Source organism: Acetivibrio cellulolyticus CD2 (assembly GCF_000179595.2).
GTDB classification, from domain to species: domain Bacteria; phylum Bacillota; class Clostridia; order Acetivibrionales; family Acetivibrionaceae; genus Acetivibrio; species Acetivibrio cellulolyticus.
This window is the reverse complement of record NZ_JH556653.1, coordinates 136,093-154,241: the sequence shown is the minus strand read 5'-3', so window position 1 is coordinate 154,241 and position 18,149 is coordinate 136,093. Positions and strand designations below refer to the sequence as shown.

The 18,149-nt window shown below is 34.0% G+C and carries 17 protein-coding genes and 1 pseudogene; 3 read left to right on the top strand and 15 right to left on the bottom strand.

Features of this window, described 5'->3' with window-relative positions; all coding sequences use genetic code 11:
- Nucleotides 1-376 precede the first annotated feature (376 nt).
- Nucleotides 377-1,480: a BtrH N-terminal domain-containing protein gene (locus ACECE_RS0203020; RefSeq protein ID WP_010244000.1), complete on the top strand. Its 1,104-nt coding sequence runs from the start codon at nucleotides 377-379 to the stop codon at nucleotides 1,478-1,480.
- Here the strand turns inward: ACECE_RS0203020 and ACECE_RS0203015 are convergent.
- Nucleotides 1,477-2,019, bottom strand: coding sequence for a hypothetical protein (locus tag ACECE_RS0203015; RefSeq protein WP_010243998.1), 543 nt, complete (start codon nucleotides 2,017-2,019; stop codon nucleotides 1,477-1,479). The two genes, ACECE_RS0203020 and ACECE_RS0203015, sit on opposite strands and share 4 nt — an antisense overlap.
- 322 nt (nucleotides 2,020-2,341) lie before the next feature.
- Here ACECE_RS0203015 and ACECE_RS0203010 point away from each other — a divergent pair, with 322 nt between their 5' ends.
- Together ACECE_RS0203010 and ACECE_RS0203005 are read left to right on the top strand one after the other, a co-directional pair.
- Nucleotides 2,342-3,670: a DUF2157 domain-containing protein gene (locus tag ACECE_RS0203010; RefSeq protein WP_010243997.1), complete on the top strand. Its 1,329-nt coding sequence runs from the start codon at nucleotides 2,342-2,344 to the stop codon at nucleotides 3,668-3,670.
- Nucleotides 3,660-4,232, top strand: a complete 573-nt coding sequence (locus tag ACECE_RS0203005) for a GDYXXLXY domain-containing protein (protein ID WP_010243995.1) — start codon at nucleotides 3,660-3,662, stop codon at nucleotides 4,230-4,232. Before ACECE_RS0203010 ends, ACECE_RS0203005 begins: the two co-directional genes overlap by 11 nt.
- Before the next feature lie 206 nt (nucleotides 4,233-4,438).
- Here ACECE_RS0203005 and ACECE_RS0203000 read toward each other — a convergent pair whose 3' ends face one another.
- The 14 genes and pseudogenes from ACECE_RS0203000 to ACECE_RS0202940 all read right to left on the bottom strand — a co-directional run bounded on the left by ACECE_RS0203000 (nucleotide 4,439) and on the right by ACECE_RS0202940 (nucleotide 17,934).
- Entirely contained in the window at nucleotides 4,439-5,107 is a 669-nt protein-coding gene (locus ACECE_RS0203000; protein ID WP_010243993.1) for a DUF6320 domain-containing protein, read from the bottom strand.
- Between the two features lie 41 nt (nucleotides 5,108-5,148).
- A complete protein-coding gene (locus tag ACECE_RS0202995; protein ID WP_010243992.1) occupies nucleotides 5,149-6,429 on the bottom strand; it encodes a hypothetical protein in 1,281 nt (426 codons plus the stop codon).
- A complete protein-coding gene (locus ACECE_RS0202990; protein WP_010243991.1) occupies nucleotides 6,426-7,364 on the bottom strand; it encodes an alpha/beta hydrolase in 939 nt (312 codons plus the stop codon). The genes ACECE_RS0202995 and ACECE_RS0202990 overlap by 4 nt, the downstream gene beginning before the upstream one ends.
- A 193-nt stretch (nucleotides 7,365-7,557) precedes the next feature.
- Nucleotides 7,558-7,731 (bottom strand): annotated as a pseudogene (locus tag ACECE_RS29985) (IS66 family transposase); the annotation flags it as partial.
- A 23-nt stretch (nucleotides 7,732-7,754) separates the two neighbouring features.
- Nucleotides 7,755-8,540: a flagellar motor protein MotB gene (locus ACECE_RS0202985; RefSeq protein ID WP_010243990.1), complete on the bottom strand. Its 786-nt coding sequence runs from the start codon at nucleotides 8,538-8,540 to the stop codon at nucleotides 7,755-7,757.
- A 14-nt stretch (nucleotides 8,541-8,554) separates the two neighbouring features.
- Entirely contained in the window at nucleotides 8,555-9,361 is an 807-nt protein-coding gene (locus tag ACECE_RS0202980; protein ID WP_010243989.1) for a motility protein A, read from the bottom strand.
- Nucleotides 9,362-9,526: 165 nt separating this feature from the next.
- Nucleotides 9,527-10,270 (bottom strand): AAA family ATPase, encoded by a 744-nt coding sequence (locus ACECE_RS0202975; RefSeq protein WP_010243988.1) that lies wholly within the window; start codon nucleotides 10,268-10,270, stop codon nucleotides 9,527-9,529.
- 296 nt (nucleotides 10,271-10,566) lie between these two features.
- Complete coding sequence (locus ACECE_RS28980; protein WP_026073675.1) at nucleotides 10,567-11,511, bottom strand: fibronectin type III domain-containing protein; 945 nt, start codon at nucleotides 11,509-11,511, stop codon at nucleotides 10,567-10,569.
- A 42-nt stretch (nucleotides 11,512-11,553) separates the two neighbouring features.
- Complete coding sequence (locus ACECE_RS28975; RefSeq protein WP_010243984.1) at nucleotides 11,554-13,017, bottom strand: Kelch repeat-containing protein; 1,464 nt, start codon at nucleotides 13,015-13,017, stop codon at nucleotides 11,554-11,556.
- Between the two features lie 120 nt (nucleotides 13,018-13,137).
- The gene (locus tag ACECE_RS0202960) at nucleotides 13,138-13,770 is read right to left on the bottom strand and encodes a response regulator (RefSeq protein ID WP_010243982.1); all 633 of its coding nucleotides are present in this window, start codon (nucleotides 13,768-13,770) and stop codon (nucleotides 13,138-13,140) included.
- Entirely contained in the window at nucleotides 13,742-14,608 is an 867-nt protein-coding gene (locus tag ACECE_RS30925; protein ID WP_162862472.1) for a sensor histidine kinase, read from the bottom strand. The genes ACECE_RS0202960 and ACECE_RS30925 overlap by 29 nt, the downstream gene beginning before the upstream one ends.
- A gap of 632 nt (nucleotides 14,609-15,240) precedes the next feature.
- Nucleotides 15,241-15,840 (bottom strand): histidine phosphatase family protein, encoded by a 600-nt coding sequence (locus ACECE_RS0202950; RefSeq protein ID WP_010243978.1) that lies wholly within the window; start codon nucleotides 15,838-15,840, stop codon nucleotides 15,241-15,243.
- A gap of 54 nt (nucleotides 15,841-15,894) precedes the next feature.
- Entirely contained in the window at nucleotides 15,895-17,376 is a 1,482-nt protein-coding gene (locus ACECE_RS0202945; protein WP_010243976.1) for a hypothetical protein, read from the bottom strand.
- A gap of 141 nt (nucleotides 17,377-17,517) precedes the next feature.
- On the bottom strand, nucleotides 17,518-17,934 hold the full coding sequence (locus ACECE_RS0202940) for an NUDIX hydrolase (RefSeq protein ID WP_010243974.1): 417 nt from the start codon (nucleotides 17,932-17,934) through the stop codon (nucleotides 17,518-17,520).
- Nucleotides 17,935-18,149: the final 215 nt, after the last annotated feature.

The window sequence follows — 18,149 nt, the reverse complement described above, 5'->3', positions numbered from 1 at the left end:
CCCATTTTAATTTAGAATGCTAAAAACATAACCACAGCCATTTATTGGTAAAAAGATCCTTACTATTCACCAGCATATACTGGCAAATTTCTCTTATTTTTCCCAACTCTTATGACATTTTAATCCACTAAATTATTAATGTCAACACATTCCGCTAATGTATTTTTATACTATAAGTTTTACAAATCTCCAAAAACTTGTTGAAATTTCTGTAAAAACTCTTTAATATTAATACTGGCAAATAAAATTGCTATATTCCTTTAGTCATGATTTTAAGAAAAGTTTTACTTAATTTTAACTACTTAGTAATGCTGAAAATATATCCCTTGGCTATAATTTCAGCTATTCCTTAATTTGAATATGGAGTGTTTTATAGATGCTAAATATTAAGCCAATTAATATAAACGGTAACAACTGTATTGACAGTTTCTTATTTTCTTACGCAATAAGTTTACAAAGGGAAGCCCCTATGGTTTTCAGCGAAGATATAGGTTTTTTATATTCACCTGCCGATCCTGAGCACCCCGAAGTATTGGGTAACAGGATCAGCACAGGACTCAAACTAAAATTCCCCTTGTTTGAGAAATACTGTGGAATAAAATCAGATATGCATCCGCCTAGCAGTTATGAAGATATACTGCGTGTTATCAAAGAAAATTTAGAACAGCAAAGGCCTGTTGCAGTATATATTGATGCCTTCTGGTGCCCATGGCATAAATTTTACAATAAAGTACATGATGATCATTTTTGTCTTGTTATTGGAATAGATTCAGAAAGCAATTTGACCTGTATTGATCCTGGGCTGTATATCGAAAACACATGTACCCTTCCATTTGATTTTTTTAAGAATGGCTTTGGGTACTATATGACCTTTCAAGTTAGCACAATAACTGAAAAACTTGATTATACTTCCGTTCTGAAAGCTTCACTTGAAAGAGCAATAACCTCAAAATCAACAGAGAACATAAGACAATTTGCCGAGGATATCAAATTTAAGCTAAATATGACAGAAGAATTTAAAGATTTTAAAGCAAAATCCTCGTGGAGTGTTGATTTGCTCAAAAATTTGGAGCAAATATCTGGTGCAAGGGAGAATTATGCTAAATTTTTAGGATATATTTCAGAAAAATGCAAGGAGCCACGTTTGTCAAATTTCTCTGCGGATCTTTTGGAATTACAAACCAAGTGGCAAATGGTCAAAGTTCAGTTAACGAAATGCTACTTTATGAAGTCTATAGAAGCCAGTATACAATCCATTTATAATCTACTTTACGACATATCACATATCGAGGAGGAGTTAATCAATGCCTTATATGCTGTAGCAGCCAGCCGATATAAAGAACCCGAAAAATCCATACGCAGTAAGATAAATATAATTCGAAGCATAAATCAGACGCGCAGAAAAGCATTTATTTTTTGCGATAAACTTTATTGCTTTTTTGTAAATATAATAAGAAAACGATTTAGTAATTCCGATTAGTTTATATCTATAAATGGCCTTGACGTTGCCCCACTTTTTTCTCGCACTGCAATCTTTTTTTCGGATACCATTATTGCTATTTCAATTTCACTTCTCTTCTCTGTTGTATCCTGCTCGTATTTATCACTAAGCTCTTTATATATGTCAAGCGCATACTTATAATCATTTATTGCTTCTTCATATTGACTTGATTTTAATTTTTGGTCACCGCTTTTTTTATAATCTTCAGCCTTTTTTAGCAGTTCTTTAGTTTTATCCGCTTTAGCAATAGCATCTTCAGAGGCCTTTGCATTATTTTCAAGAGCCTTTACATCGTTTTCAAGGGGCTTTGCATTATTTTCAAGGACCTTTGCATTGTTTTCGTCTTCCATGTATTTGTCCCCTTTTTCTTCCGCTTTGGCAATAAGCTTTTGATCTTTAGATGCCTGAATTCTACTAAAAACAAGAAGTCCTGATCCTGCGATAAGAACAGGAATCAATATAACAGCTACTTTTTTTGCAATTTTAATGTTCAGTCCACCCTTTAGATTTTCTTTCATTTCGCCCCTCCATATTAAATACCAAAAATCACTTCGAAAAATTTACCGATATTTCTTTATTACTATGAATTCATCATTAATATCAATCTAAATGTTTCTTAATATACTGAATTTTGCTGCACAATTTTCAATCTTATTTTATCATAATCTTCGTATTAGCGATATATAAATTATTGCCTGAATTTATTTCATATAGTCTTTCTATACCCTTGCGAATATCTTATGACACTTTGGAAATTTATAATTTATTTGATGACCTTTGACATCTAAAATTATTTTAAAAATTTAGGTATAATAAACATATAAGGAGGCGCTAATATTTATGAATATAAAAAATATCAAATGGTTGTATTCCGAATTGCCTAAACTAGCAGCTGGCGGAGCCATACCTGAAGAAAGTATTCAGAAAATCAAAACATACTATGGTGAGCCTGAAGAAGCTAATTGGCTTAAAATTCTTCTTGGAATATTTGGTACATTAGGAGCTATATTAATTGGAAGCGGTATCATACTATTATTCGCGCGCAACTGGGATGAACTCAATATTACTGCAAGAACAATCCTTTCACTTGCTCCGCTGATTATTGCTCAGATATTATGCGGATGGGTATTGCTAAAAAAGAAAAACTCCTTCGTGTGGGCAGAAAGCTCTACAGCATTCCTTACGCTGGCTGTTGGAGCAGGAATATCTTTGATTAGCCAAACCTATAATATATCTGGAGATATTGCAAACTTTATTATTACCTGGATGCTTTTGATTCTTCCGCTGATTTACATTTTCGATGCAGTTACACCGGCAGGCTTCTATCTTACAGGTATAACTTTCTGGGCTGGTTTTTCCCAAGCTGAGGGTGGAAATGCTGCCCTTTACTGGCTGTTGTTTGCAGCCCTTGTACCATTTCTAATTAAAAAGTTAAAGGCAAAAACCCTCTCGAACCGTTCCGTAATACTGCTATGGATGATGTCTATTGACCTCTGCATTGCATTAGGTATAGTCCTTGAAAAAGTTCTTCCAGGCTTATGGATTGTTATTTACAGCAGTTATTTTACTGTTCTTCTGCTGGTTGATATGCTTTCAGAAAGAGAACCTGAGTTTCTCTGGCAAAAACCATTGTCTGTTGTTGGAACTCTAGGTACTATTGTTATGTCATTCATATTTACATTCAAATTCTTTTGGGAGGATATCGGCTGGGATTACTACCGCCATGAAAATGAATTTAACGGTTTTGCAGGTATTATTGATTATATTCTTGTATTCTTACTGCTTGCGTCTGCGCTTTTCCTCTTCTATAAAAATGCAAGAAGAAAGGACTTTATATCCACATTGTACAGTACTTCACCACTGCTGGCAGCAATATGTTATATTATAGGATCTATAAGTGATTTAAATACTTTACCTGCGCTTTTATACAATATTTTCGTATTTGTTCTCGGCGTCGGAACCATTATCTATGGAATAAATAAGCAGAAACTCGGCCCAACAAATGGCGGTATGCTTGTTATAACACTATTGATAATTATGCGGTTCTTTGACAGTGATCTTGGATTCCTAGAACGAGGTATATCTTTTATACTTGTAGGAACAGGCTTTATTGTCTCAAATATCGTGTTGCTTAAAAAGAGGAAGGAAGTGAGTGTAGATGAAAAATAATATTAAGCTCTATCTTTTTATAACCCTTGCAGTTCTTCAATTGCTCATTCCAGCTCAGATGATACTTTCACATGAATTGACATTACTATATGGTCAGGAATACAAATTTCATGTTGAACCGGCAGACCCTTATGACCCATTTAGAGGAAAGTATCTATATATAAATGCCGAAAATACTGAATTTACTGTTAACGATGCTCAAAATTATCATCCAGATCAGGTTATCTATGTACTAATTGAAAACGATGCAAACGGTTTCACTAAGTTTTCAGGGATCTCACTAACTCGTCCTGAATCGGGTGCTTATATTAAATCAAAGATAACCTATATTACAGATGATAAAAACAGTAATTCAAAAAAGACGCTACATTTTTCAGTTCCGTTTGATAGATATTATATGCCGGAAAACGATGCTCCTGCAGCCGAAAAGCTATATAACGAGAAAACTTCTGGAAATAGTATTAAAGATGTTTACGTTGTAGTTAAAATTCACAAAGGCACAGCAGTACTTGATAAACTTTATATTGGTAACAAAACTATAGAAGAATACTTGAAACAATAATAAAAACCTGGATGGCATTTAGCAATGCTCACTGAAAACGCCAATTTTCCCAAAGGCATCAACTGAGTTATGGAGATTTTAAGCTTTATAGCTCTGGAAAGTTGGCTTTTTCTGTGGTCTTTATCAACCCTCACTAGATTTTTGGATATTAACTTCTCCAATTAATTCCAAGTTTTAAGCTCTCTTATATCTGATACTTTATAATGTTATATATGCATCCTTTTTTGCAGCTCCGCTTTAATATTTTCTCCCTGAAAAATAAGTATGGCAGAAAGAAATATAACACTTACAGCAACGGAGATTATTGAAGGCACGTCCACATTTACAAGATCAAACAAAATAAATAAAACGGGAACAATACCAAATAATCCTCCTACCAAAAAATATGCAATATAATTTCCGGTACTGAGTTTCATTACCTTTGCAGTTACATACATCACAAGTATGGCAGCTATACATAAAATCGGAATAACATAATCCAAAGACCAGCCCCTCCAACCTATTTTCCAGTCCCAAAAGATAGTAAGCATCGATACAATGATAACCTGCCAAATAATTGACTTTGTGATATTATGCCTTTTACGCAAGGCATCAGTAATGCTAAGCCACATGCTGATTAAGCCGAACACTACAAACATGGGCCAATTGACGCTTGTCGGAAATATTTTAAAAATAATATAGCTGATTACAATTGCTACTATCGAAATAAATACTAAAATACGGATAACCAAATGCCGTTCATATGCAGGTGGTATTACGGGATAAATCTCCTCCCCTTTAGTACCTTGACTATCTTCCGACAGGAAATTGCCGCATAATGGGCATATTGATTTACCATCTCTTATATAAACCTTACAGTTGTTGCATAATATCATACTTATCGCTCCTAAGGACTGCTGAATAACTTCATCTATTCCTAAATGTTTGACGAAATTTCAATTTTAATCCCCATATTGGTAAGAGATTCAAAAAAAGTCTTTTGTAACTCAGTCTCCCGAAATGGCGAAGCAAAGGTAACAACAAGCCTGTCCCCATAGGTACATATCGTCATCTGAGGTCTCTTGACATTAGGTATAACGCTGAACTGATTGATGTAACCTTCAAACTCAGATGGCATGGAGACCTTTCCAACATTAGATATAGCCGCAGTTACCCCCATGTCCATAACAATGTTTGCAGTTCGAAGAGAGTAATTTTTCAAAGGCAAAGGAATAATTCTGGCAAATGGATTTCTTTCAAGAGCTATAAGCCAGTTCAAGTGTTGGTTCAAGCTTTCTTCCGTCAATTTTCTCTGAAAGCTTTCACTTAAGCTCTTAATTACTTCACTCAACTCCAAATTATTTTTACCCAAATGATACTCTATACTCATCGTGCTAAAAAAATTTCTCGCCGTTTCCGACTTAAAAAATTGCCTTAGATTAATAGGTACTGATAAAACTACAGGATAACGTTTCTTTCGTGCCGGCATATCCTGATATATTGAACTGATTAGCAACGCAGACAAAAATATAGTTAATGTTGTGTTATATTTATGCGCTTCTTCTAAAACAGCCTTTGCAGACATTGCGCCTTCTATTACCTTTACTCTGTTTTCTTCAAGTCTGGTTCCTCGAATACGATAAGCTTTGACAACCTTCTCCCGTTTTATCCCATATACCATTTGTTTTCTAAAATCCCAGCCCGGGTAATGCCTGATAAAACTGTCATCATTTTTTTCACTAACAGATGCACTATAATTCAATTCCGGCACTTTGCATGCAAATTCATCCTTATGCTTGATTAATAAATAGTGATATACCAGTGTTTTCATGAAGCTAAGTGCGCCTGTCCCATCAGAAAGTGCATGAAACACTTCAATATTTATTCGTTTTTTATAATAAAACACACGAAACAAGAGATTTCTTTCGTATTTTCTGTAGATTGGGGCACAAACATGGTTAGTCTCCTTTTCAACTACCGGCTGTATATCACTGGTTTCAAAGTAATACCAAAAAACACCTCTCCTCAGAACAGATTTGTATAGAGGAAATCTTTTGATGGCGGCATTTAACGCCAGCTGTAAAATTTTCGGTTCCACATCTTCAACCAATTCACATGCAAGCCTGAATACCTTCGGATCCCTGTAACTACATGTTGCCGGAAAAATTTTAGAGGCATTATCCAACCTGCTCCACTCTACTTTTTTTGGATAATTCATAACAATTCCTCGCTTCTGGCATTGCTGCTGCTTAAAAACCAATTAATAATCTCATAACTTCTGATAACATATTCCGATTTCCATGGTAAGGAAAAAAAGCCGTGAACAGCATCCTTCATACGATGCATCTTCACTTTATTGCCAAACTCCTTTAATCGTAGTCCATATGCCTCTCCCTCATCTCTTAAAGGATCATATTCCGCCGTAATAATCAAGGTATCCGGCTGATTTGAAAGATCTTTCGCCAGCAATGGCGCAAGATAAGGACTGAAACGATCCTCTGCCTTAGGAGCATAAAGGTCCATATAATCTTGTATTTGCCTTGAAGTTAATAAAAAATCCTTTCCATTTTCCCGTATTGAAGGAAATGGAGAGTTCTCTGTGTGATCATTATATGTGGACGGATAGATAAGTATCTGTTTTCCCGGCATAAATTCGCCCTTATCCCTTGCCATCAGTGAAACTGCAGCAGCAAGATTGCCACCAGCACTATCTCCAATTAATGTAATATCACTTGCTTTATACTTCAGCAAATCAAGATTCTGAAAAATTTCCCTTGCTACGTTGTAACAATCCTCAAGCCCCTCAGGAAATGGATGTTCCGGCGCAAGAAGGTAATCTACAGAAATAACCGTGTTTCCTGTTTGATTTGACATGTTGGCACACACATGAGTATAGAAATCAATATTTCCAGTCACCCAGCCCCCTCCATGAAAAAAAACAAGAACACCGGAATTTGTTTTTCTTTTGGGACTAAAAATACGCACAGGAATTTCCCTGTCTCCTGTCATGATTTTATGGTCCATTAGTTTGTATCTTTTTCTGAAAAATATATTTGCTACATTCTGCAGCTTACGTTTAATTTTATAATACTTTTTCAGATTTTTACGCGAATAAGACAAAGCTTTTAATGCAATCCTTTTAATAGGGTTCATCCGTTGTCCTTTCTTAAACAACATTATCCGGTAAATATATTGTACTATAAACGTTTACCTGCCCGCAATGGTTTATCTGGCATATTTCAAATAAGACAAAATGCAGCACTGGTCAGTACAGTCTTTATAATATTATTCTTCTTTTTCTCCATATTAAACTCCAAGAAAATTATTTCTGTTTAGAATATAATTCATACACCAAATACATATATGGATTCAAGTTGTTGAGCCTAGCTGTTTCAATAACACTGTAAAGAGTTGCACTGGCTTCGTCTCCACGCTTTGCGCCTCTAAAGAGCCAATTTTTGCGGCCTATAACAAATGTTCTTATTGCATTTTCACAGGCACGGTTGTTGGATATTTCTAGGGTCAGTAAAATAAGCTTTAACTTTATTTATCAATAACAATATCAACTCTTCTATTCTTTTGTCTGTTTTCTTCTGAATCATTTGGTGCTATGGGTCTAAACTCACCATTTCCTGTTGCTGTTAGTTTGGTTGGATTCAGGTTACACTCATTTACAAGAAATACCACTACATTTGTTGCCCTTCTTGTGGATAATTCCCAATTAGAAGGAAAAAGGCTGGTGTTAATTGGTATATTATCAGTATGTCCCATCACTGCTATATTAGTGTTAAGCTTATCCATTAATTCGCCAACTTTTTTGAGAGTATCCTTTCCAGACTCCTTTATGTCAGCTTTACCCACATCAAATAATATTGCAGAATCAATCCTGAGTATAACTGATGTTTTTACATCTACTACATGGACATACTCATCTATTTTCAATCCTGAAATAAGAGCTTGAACTTCTTCCTTAAACTCTGTTATTGCTTTTTGTTTATTTTCAGTATCATAATCTGCATTACTGCCACTTTTACTTTCATTATTGGTTTCATTTGTGTCAATGTCATCGACCATATTTTCTTCAAAAATGCTAACTATATCTTTTCCATTGTTATTATAGAAAGTCTCCCCATTGCTCAAATTCATAAAAGCTGATCGAAGTGAATATGCTACTTCTTCAAATTTTTTACTATCAACAGAGGCCATAGAAAAAAGTAGTATAAAAAAAGTCAACAAAAGTGTAACCAAATCACTGTATGTTGTCATCCATTCAGGAGCACCCTCTGGCGGATCATCTTCGGGAAGGCTCTTTCTATTCGTTTTACTCATAATACACCTCACACTTAACCATTTCTACCATCCTGTTTTTCACTCCCATCTGTAAGCGTATTCTCGTATTCATGCTTTTGTTTTGGTGATAGGAATGTCTTTAGCTTATGCTCTAGGATCTTTGGATTTTCACCTGCCTGTATAGACAGAACACCCTCTATAACCATTCTTTTCTCCCGTATTTCTTCTTTGCTTTTCAATGAAAGCTTGTTTGCAATAGGATTACATATAAAGTTAGCAAGTACACTTCCATAGAAAGTAGTTATTAATGCTACTGCCATAGCTGGACCAATCTTTGATGGATCATCAAGACTTTTTAGTAATTGGATAAGACCTATTAGAGTACCTATCATCCCCCAGGCAGGAAACTGAGCTGCCATTGTTTTGAAAAGTCCGGTCCCTTTATCATGCCTTGCTTTCATATTCTCAATTTCCAAATCCATTGACTCTACTATAATTTCAGGTTCTACACCATCAACTACAAGCTGCAGGGATTCCTTTAAAAACTCATCCTTTATGTTTTCCTGTTCCGCTTCAAGCGATAACAAACCATCTCGCCTAGCCTTTTGAGATAGCTCTATCATCTGCTTTATTGTATCTATTGGAGACGATTCTTTCCCAATAAACACCTTGACTACTACTTTCATTATTAATTTTACTTCAGCTAACTTATATGAAATGAGACTGGCAGCAATACCTCCTCCAACAACAACAACAACTGATGGTAAATCCCAAAAAGTTAGGATGCTTCCACCAAGAAGTATTGACCATATTATGCAAAAAAGTCCGAAGATTACTCCTATAATTGTAGCTATATCCATATTGTTACCTTCTGTCTATACAGTTATTTTAAAAAAGTAATAAACAAAGCATAGGTCGTTAATACTATCGGTAACTTTAGATATTCTATTTATATTTAGATTTAATTTTTTAGGTGATTCCAAAAAAATAACTGGTCAACTGCCATTTTAACATAGTTTTTCCTTCTACTCCTCTGAAAATAGCTCTTCAAGCACTTTATGTCTGTTGTTAAGGAATCCTCTTGTAATCTGATAATGTTCAGTTTCTTCATATTGAACCGCCTTTATAGGAGATTGATCAAAACAAAGAATGTCTGCATCAGGGTATGCCATCAAAATCGGTGAATGGGTAGCAATCAAAAACTGTGCTTTCCCGATTCTTTCCAATTGCCTGATTATGCGTAGTAATACGAGCTGTCTTTGCGGCGAAAGGGCGGCTTCCGGTTCGTCTAGAAGATATATTCCTCTGCCTCTGAATCTATTCTGAAGAAGCGCTAGAAAAGACTCACCATGAGACTGTTTATGGAGCGACTTCCCACCATAGGCAGCATACCTTTCCATTGGATCAGCGATATCCGCCTCGACTTCATCAATATAACTTGCGTAATTATAGAAGGACTCAGCCCTCAAGAAAAATCCGTTAGAGACTTTTGGAAGCCAGGATAGGCTTAATACCGACGCAAGTGATAAGTCATCAACTTCATCAGACAGTAAACTATTTCGGCTTCCACCCTTTACGCTAAATCCGCAGTTTTGAGCGATAGCTTCAAGGAAAGTCGATTTTCCAGAGCCGTTTTCTCCTACCAGGAAAGTTACATTTTTAGTTATTTCAAGAGAATTCAATCCATTTATTGATGGTATATTGAAAGGGTAGCAATTTTTATTGTCTACCTTTTCCCATTTAATAGTTATTCTTTTTAAATACGGCACTGTATCAACCTCCGTAAGTCCAATTTGAACTATATATTAGCCAAACTATTCACATTGATCTTTCAAGTCCAGTTTATCATATGTACATTACTAAGTATTACCCATATTAACACGTCCTCCCATTCATTATATAGAACACTCGTTCTTTTTGCAACTATCTTACACCTATTGAAAAAAATTATAGTAGAAAAAAATTATACTCATCTTAAATATGAAGGGCTGTTAAAAGATACAGAATAACAAAAACACTAGCCATAAAAGCCAGTGTTTTTGTTAATTACATTACATCCTTATTACTATAGCCCTAATTCCTTAAAATCAAGCAATATATCTGCAATCTTTATAGCAAGGTCTATTCTTTGATATTTTGACATCAATATATCTTTCTCTTCACCTTCTGGCAGATTGCTAATTTTATCTTCTATTACAGAAACTTGATTTTTTAGTACTTCTATAGACTCCCTTGTTGTTAAATTCAAAAGTATATTCTGTATATCTTCAGGAAAATCCATTGGGCTTATAATAGATGGTATCTCAGTGGAAATTGATGTCGGCGTTGCAGTTGGTGTTATTGTTGGTGTTACCGTTGGTGTAACATTTTGTGTAGCACTCGGTGTTTCAAAATCTGTAATTACTGGTGTAGCTGATGGTGTAAATTCAGGAGTTCCGGTAGTTTCACTTGGTGTTAGAACTGGTAAAGTTGGAGATGGTGTTGGAGTTTGAGTCGGTATTTCTTCTGTTTTTGAAGTAAAGTTTATTGTTACACTCCAAGGACTTGCACCTGCTTCATTAACAGCTCTTACTGATATAGTATAAGTCATATTTTCTTCTATATCATTAATCAAATACGATGGGTTTGATAAATTATTTATCTCTGAGCCGTTTATCATAAGATCATAAGAATTTGAATCAACAGACTCATTCCATGTAACAAGAAGTGAATTTTCCGACTCTTCTACATTGAGTCCTTCCGGAGAGTTTGGAATATCCCTTGGAGGTGTGTATTCTTCAACAGAATTTGTATAAGTGGTTGTATACCCTCCGAAAGTATATATTTTGTTTCCAACTGTTTCAGTAGTAAAACCATATTTAGGATCGAACATTGAACCTCTTGTCGTCCATGTATTGTTTATTGGATCAAATTCATGTACATTTTTTACTGTAACAGTTGTATAACCTCCAAAAACATATATCTTTCCATTCAAAGCAGAAGCACTCAAAAACCTTTTAGCTTGAGGCATTGGAGCTTTTGTTGTCCAAGAATCATCTTCTGGATTATATTCTTAAACAACATTTGTGTTATCTGTACCTTTCCCTCCAATGGCATAAATCTTTCCATTCAACTCAACAGCGTCCAGACCTAATCTTGCTGTCGGCATACCTGTTCTTTTAGACCATATATTGTTCTCCGTATCATACACTTCAAGCGTATTAACAGTAACCGAGCCAGTAGTACCACCTAAAACATAGATCTTTTTGTTCAAAACAACAGCGCTTATATTATATCTTGCTGTCGGCATATCAGATTTTGTTTCCCATGCATTCTTTATAGGATCATATACTTCGACTTTTTTCAGTGCACTGCCATTAAGTCCCCCAATACTATAAATCTTGCCATCAACAGTAACCATTGCATGGCAATATTTTGCAGTGGGCATGCTTAATGATGTTGACCAGTTATTCGTCACCGGGTCGTAAACTTCAACGCTATTTACTATAGAACCGTTGTTTCCTCCAGAAACATAAATTTTCGACTCATATTGTGTTGATGCAGGAGCTTGTCTTGCAGCTTTCATAGGCATCTTTTTAGCCCAGTTATCTTCTCTATAATCATATGCCTCAAAAGTATTCAAAGCTTTAGTTCCATTATATCCACCAATTATATAAGCAATGTTATTAATTACCTCACAGGTGAATAAAAACTTGGCAGTGATAACACTTTCTTTCTGCGTGCTGTTATTTGATATAGGGTCAAAATACTCAACATTATTTAGAACATTACTGCTGCTTTTTCCGCCAAAAATATAAATTTTGTTGTTAATAATTCCAGCTCCAAACCCATAGCGAGGTACAATCATTCCAGCTTTCGTTGTCCATGTATTCGTATCTGGGTTATATTCTTCTATTGTATTTAAAGCAGCAGAATTTAAACCTCCTATAGCATAAATTTTATTGTCGAACACAATAGCTTTCAAATATCTTCTTTTTGTTGGCATACTTTGTTTTGTAGTCCACTTATCATTTATAGGGTCGTAAACTTCTACATTATCCAAATTACCATTAACACTAGTATATCCGCCTATAACATAGATTTTTCCGTTTAATTCCACCGAATCCGCACCATATCTTGGTGTAGGCATATTTGTCTTTTTTGTCCACGTGTCGGTAGCTGGATCATAAACCTGAAGATCGTTCATGGGACTTGTGTTGACGCCACCGAACACATATATTTTCCCGTCATAAACTGCACAGCTTGCATTGGAACAGGCTAAAGGCATATTTGCTTTTCTTTTCCATACTTTTTGATTAACATCATACTCATCAATTATATTAAATTTACTGCTTCCATTATATCCACCTATTGTATAAATCTTATCTCCTATAACCGCCGAACAATGACTATACCTGGCGCTGCTTAAATTCGTTAAAGTTGTCCATGTATCAGATGCAAATACTACGGTGCTTAATGAAGAAAACAGCAAAGCAATAATTACTGTAAAACATGATATTTTTTTACTTCTGTTCATTAAAAATACCCCCTCATTTAATCTTTATTTGAATTAATACTAGCACAAGAATTCAGTTAAAAGAATGTGCCACAATGACACCCATAATGATAAAAAAAGGTGTATTTTCTACACCCTTTTTTATCTCGTTTTTTTTTCAATACCCAATTTATTTACTTTTTCAACTGCTTCCTTGGAAGATTTAACTTTAAGCTTTTTCAATACTTGTCGTATTAGCTTTTTAACTGTATTTTCGCTCTTATCTAATATATCCTCAATCTGACGTCTTGTTCTATTTTCCTCCATTAGATTGTATACTTCCTTTTCGCAACGAGAGAGATCTTTTATTTGTTCTTCCTTTTTAAGCTTTTGATATTCCTTAATAAGTACTTCATAAGGCGTTGAATTTTTGCATACATTTCTTATCAGGTCAGGAATTTGTTTATAATCGTCTTTATAAATAAAATTTATCGCTCCGGCTGTGAATGAATCAATTATTATATCTTCCCTTCTTATTGATGTCAGCATAATAATCTTTGATTCACATATTTGGGATATTTCTACAGCTGTTTCTATTCCATCCATATTATTTTCAGTTAAGTTTATATCCATTAATATTACATTAACTTTAATAGATTTAATAAAATCAATTGCTTCTTTTTTAGAACCAACCATCCCTGATACAATCATATCTTCTTCCTTACAAAGGAACCTTGACATAGTTGATTGCCATGAATAATCGTCATCAACAAGTAATATTTTTATTTTCTCCATATAATAAAACCTCTTTACAATATACATTATTTAAAATGTGTACATTCTTAATATTGAAATTCAAACAAACTGAAGTTCCAATACCTTTTGTGCTGTTAACTTCCAGTTTGCCTCCATGTTGTTCCATAACATTATAACAATACGAAAGACCTAGACCATAATTTAAACATGTGCTTTTTGTTGAAAAAAAGGGTTCAAATATATATGCCATATTTTCACTGTCAATTCCTACTCCATTATCATTTATTTCAACAACAACCCAGTTTCCAATACTATATGTATTTATAGTAATACAGCCGCCTTTTGACATAGCTTCTATAGAATTTTTAAATATATTTATGAGGGTTTCTTTTATGTGCAAAGGATCACACTCTAAGGAAACCTCTAATTCAAAATTTCTTTGTATTGAAATTTGTTTGTTGTTAAGAAGAGGTTTTACTAATAAAAGACTTTCCTCTATCAGACTTACAAGGTTCTTCTGTACAATTTCCAATGATATTTCGCAAAGATTACTGTTTATGGTTTTCATCATGTTTGTCATATGAGAAAATGATAAATCCATTTGATTAAAATCATCTATTGAAACCTTTTTAATCTGCTCAACACTTTTTTCACTATTTATATAGTGCTTAAGATTCTCTGTACAAATAGATATTTTAGCTATTTCGTTTTTAATTGTATGTGTCAAAATTGCAGTTCCTAATGTTATCGACTTTCTTGTACTTTCGATTTTATTTTTTTCAAATTTTACACTTACACCCATAACACCATATTTTACACTTGCAACTATAAAAACAGTTACAAGAATAACAACCGCAACACTGTTATATTTCCACACAATATGATTCCCAATCGCTGTCATTAAATAATTAGATATAGTAGAAAATATTGTTGGTGGCGTAATAATAAGGCATGTAAAAAACTTTTGCCTTTTTAAATTTATGTTTTTTTCTTTAAAATAGGATACTATCAACAAAACATTTGAAAATATACAATAAGGTATTACCCAAATACATAATGCAAAGAATGGAGCTTTATGCATAAATTGTACCGGATAAATCAAGTACATTAAAAGTGGAGGAATTAATAGAAGTTCTTTAGAGTGCTTATAGAAAAACGCGGCTTTCCGAACAAGCCATTTTGATGATAAAACGCAATATACCGCCATAGAGTAAGGCGCAAATACATAAGAAAACGAATGTATAAAAAAAATGGTATACTTGATAGGCAATTTTATATTTGGAGGAAAATTCAGAATTGGATATACTTGCTTTCTAAGAATTGAACAAAGAGCTCCAAGACCTGCAAAAAAGCACAAGGATGCAATCCACCTCATATCCTTATTATCATCATTGATTTTATAAATAATAAAAGTCAGAACCCATAAAGATATCCATATAAATAACATATCTAATGTGACCTTTCGAGTTTTGAGAACATTTTACCATAAATTTATAACAAACGGAACTTTTACCTTAAAATATCCTTTCCCATATTTCCTTTAAACTCTTTCTCAACAATTAATAGTTCCTCTTTCCCAATATAATTTGTCCCATCAAAATCAAGACGAATTATGTATGGCATATAATCAATAATTCTTAAAAAATCATCATAGCAAAATGATGGCTCAAAGTAATTCAAAATCGTACTTAGGGCTGTACCATGTGTTCCAATGATTATATTTTCATCCTTATACTTATTTAAAATTTCCACAAGAGCCTCAATGTTACGTTTTTGAACCATGTTAAGTGATTCTCCGCCATCTTCATGATAATCGAAGTCGTTCCAGCGTTTCTGAATCATTCCAAATTCATTACCATTTTGTCCTCTTTCTCGTTCTCTAAATCTCTCATCCGTCAAAATATCTAAATTAAGCACTTCAGCACTTTCTTTTACGGTTTCAAAACTTCTTTTATAAGGACTTGAGTAACAACAATGAACTTTTATACCCTTTAGTACTTTTGTTACTATTTTACTGTCTTCCACTCCATATTTGGTCAGAGGCCGAGTTCTATCATCTTCCCAACTATGTTCTGGTTGGGCATGTCTCACAAAATATACTCTTGTCATTTTTTTCTCCAACATTAAATATTGTTTTAAATTGATTTGTTTGCCTTGGGGCTTTCATTCCGCTTCTAATATATTTTTAACTATTTGAATATATGCATCGTTTTTTTCACCCACTGGTACACAAATGGCTAAATTGTAAGCCGAATTCTCATTTTTAATTGGAACCCAGGCATAAATTACATCATAGGTTGTATTTTTTTCAGTTCGTAATTCCCTCCGAAGGTCACAGTCAAGTATAAATATTTCTCCCTGACCCAATACAGTCCTCCCAGAAAACACTTTGGCTTTTACACATGAATGGTTTGGAAAGCAAGCTTTATTAGGCTGTTCTTCGCAACTACCAGTCATTTCAAATCTCCCAGCAACACCTTTGATACCATACAAGTTGAATTTATTCGTATCTTTTCTATTATATAGGTTGAAACTATATGACTTTTTTATCTGCTTACTTTTCTCTTCATTTAATTGAAATTCAGGAACAACATCATAGATATATTCAGTTGCATAAAAATCTTCTGGAAGTTTCAAATTAACCTTTGATTTACTCTCGCTGTTCATATTTATAATTTCAATACTTTTCAAATTCTCTACCACCTCAGGCCCTATAGCTTTCCAAACATTTGAATCTTCACTTGCCGTATCCGATTGTGTAAATGCAATTGGTATTCCACTTTGAGTTCCACTTTCACCCATCTGGATACCGATATAATAATTTTTGTTCTTAAATTGTATATCTCTTCCATCATAGGTTTTAGTATTTTTGCTAATAATGCCATCCCAATGCCATTCTCCATAAACAGGCTTTACTTTTCCGATAACATACTCTTCCTTTTCCGCATCATTACCATTCGAAAGCGTAATAATTACTTCCTTTTCAGTGCAACCACCACCTGAAATAGAAATCTTATCACCATAATTAAAGTCTTTTGGGGTTATTACAAAGTTATCCACCCTTGGAAAATCTGGATTAGATGGCTCAAGTATATATGCAGTGGCATCATTAGAGTATATTGTATAATACTCTTCCAAATTGCTCTTTTCATATTTTAAAAGAAAATGGTCCTTACATGTAGTTCCTGTTGTTTCTGTTCCATTATCACTTGTCCTCGCAGTTAATTTCATAGCTGACATTAAAGAAAACTGGCTTCCATCTTTCATCCTGATTATTATATCAACTGGATAACCATGTTTTGTTCTTAGAAAATCCAATTCATCTTTAGTTGATTTATGTATATCAGAACATGACTTTACAAGATTAACTATTTTAACTATCTTTTCTTCATCCTTCTCAGGGTAAAGAGCTGCCCAGTTTTTTTCGGAAGGTATGCCTCCCTTTTTGGTTATCCATTCAATATCACAGTCTTTTAGCTGGTTAAGCGGGTAAATTTCCTTAGAACTTTTGATGATAGCATTTTCCTTAGCAACATTTTGACCACTAATTGCAGAAACATTTTGTACCCTTTCAGAATTATTCTTAGAACAGCCTGACAGTGAAATTATTATCATAAATACCAACAGAACAATTTGAATCTTCATTTATCCATTCACTCCATTTCTCCAAGACTTTTCAGTCATATCTACCAATTAAAGCTCTTTTGCAATAAATCTGCTGTTATTCCAATTCGATTCATCTTCCAATAAATTGTAACTATCTATGAAGAGATTCCCTTTCCCTCTTTACAACAATTCTTGTATTGAAAACACATTGTTCTTCTCAAAATCCACAAGAATATCCGGATGCAAAAGTTGATTGCATTGGTCTTTGGTAGCCCAAAGATATTCCAAGTGTTCTATTGATAGCGTAACATCAGTCACTTCGCTTTTACATAAATATGTAAGAATAACAACCTGCCTTGTTGGGTCTGATTTAAATGTAGCAGCATATAAAAGTTTCTCTACTGTAACATCCAATCCAACCTCTTCCTTGATTTCTCGTATAAGTGCAGTTTCCAATTCCTCTCCAAATTCAATTTTGCCACCTACACATTCCCAAGTGCCTGGAGCAACTTTATCATTATTTGCACGTTTTACTATTAATACTCTCCCGTGATTTACTATTATGCCTTTAACAGCGACTACTATTTTATTTTCCATTATATAGCACCTTCCTGAAAGTCATTTGTATTAAATTGCCCGGAACACTTTTTCCGTTGAATACCATCGTAACGCTGAATAATACTTCTATGCACATTGAAAGTTAATTTCATAACTATCGAATTTTTCCATTTGTACTAATAAATATTAATATGTCTTGAGGTATTTGTAAAGTCACTTGTAATTAGTATAAAAAACTTTCACTTCGTTCGAAA

Bases quoted from the DNA above. Each gene is read 5' to 3' on its own strand.
- ACECE_RS0202985 (WP_010243990.1), bottom strand. From the start codon at position 8,540: ATGAGTAAAACGAATAGAAAGAGCCTTCCCGAAGATGATCCGCCAGAG.
- ACECE_RS0202950 (WP_010243978.1), bottom strand. From the start codon at position 15,840: ATGACAAGAGTATATTTTGTGAGACATGCCCAACCAGAACATAGTTGG.
- ACECE_RS0203020 (WP_010244000.1), top strand. From the start codon at position 377: ATGCTAAATATTAAGCCAATTAATATAAACGGTAACAACTGTATTGAC.
- ACECE_RS28980 (WP_026073675.1), bottom strand. From the start codon at position 11,511: ATGCCTCAAGCTAAAAGGTTTTTGAGTGCTTCTGCTTTGAATGGAAAG.
- ACECE_RS28975 (WP_010243984.1), bottom strand. From the start codon at position 13,017: ATGAACAGAAGTAAAAAAATATCATGTTTTACAGTAATTATTGCTTTG.
- ACECE_RS0202995 (WP_010243992.1), bottom strand. From the start codon at position 6,429: ATGAATTATCCAAAAAAAGTAGAGTGGAGCAGGTTGGATAATGCCTCT.
- ACECE_RS0203005 (WP_010243995.1), top strand. From the start codon at position 3,660: ATGAAAAATAATATTAAGCTCTATCTTTTTATAACCCTTGCAGTTCTT.
- ACECE_RS0202980 (WP_010243989.1), bottom strand. From the start codon at position 9,361: ATGGATATAGCTACAATTATAGGAGTAATCTTCGGACTTTTTTGCATA.
- ACECE_RS0203000 (WP_010243993.1), bottom strand. From the start codon at position 5,107: ATGATATTATGCAACAACTGTAAGGTTTATATAAGAGATGGTAAATCA.
- ACECE_RS0202945 (WP_010243976.1), bottom strand. From the start codon at position 17,376: ATGAAGATTCAAATTGTTCTGTTGGTATTTATGATAATAATTTCACTG.
- ACECE_RS0202960 (WP_010243982.1), bottom strand. From the start codon at position 13,770: ATGGAGAAAATAAAAATATTACTTGTTGATGACGATTATTCATGGCAA.
- ACECE_RS0202990 (WP_010243991.1), bottom strand. From the start codon at position 7,364: ATGAACCCTATTAAAAGGATTGCATTAAAAGCTTTGTCTTATTCGCGT.
- ACECE_RS0203015 (WP_010243998.1), bottom strand. From the start codon at position 2,019: ATGAAAGAAAATCTAAAGGGTGGACTGAACATTAAAATTGCAAAAAAA.
- ACECE_RS0202940 (WP_010243974.1), bottom strand. From the start codon at position 17,934: ATGGAAAATAAAATAGTAGTCGCTGTTAAAGGCATAATAGTAAATCAC.
- ACECE_RS0203010 (WP_010243997.1), top strand. From the start codon at position 2,342: ATGAATATAAAAAATATCAAATGGTTGTATTCCGAATTGCCTAAACTA.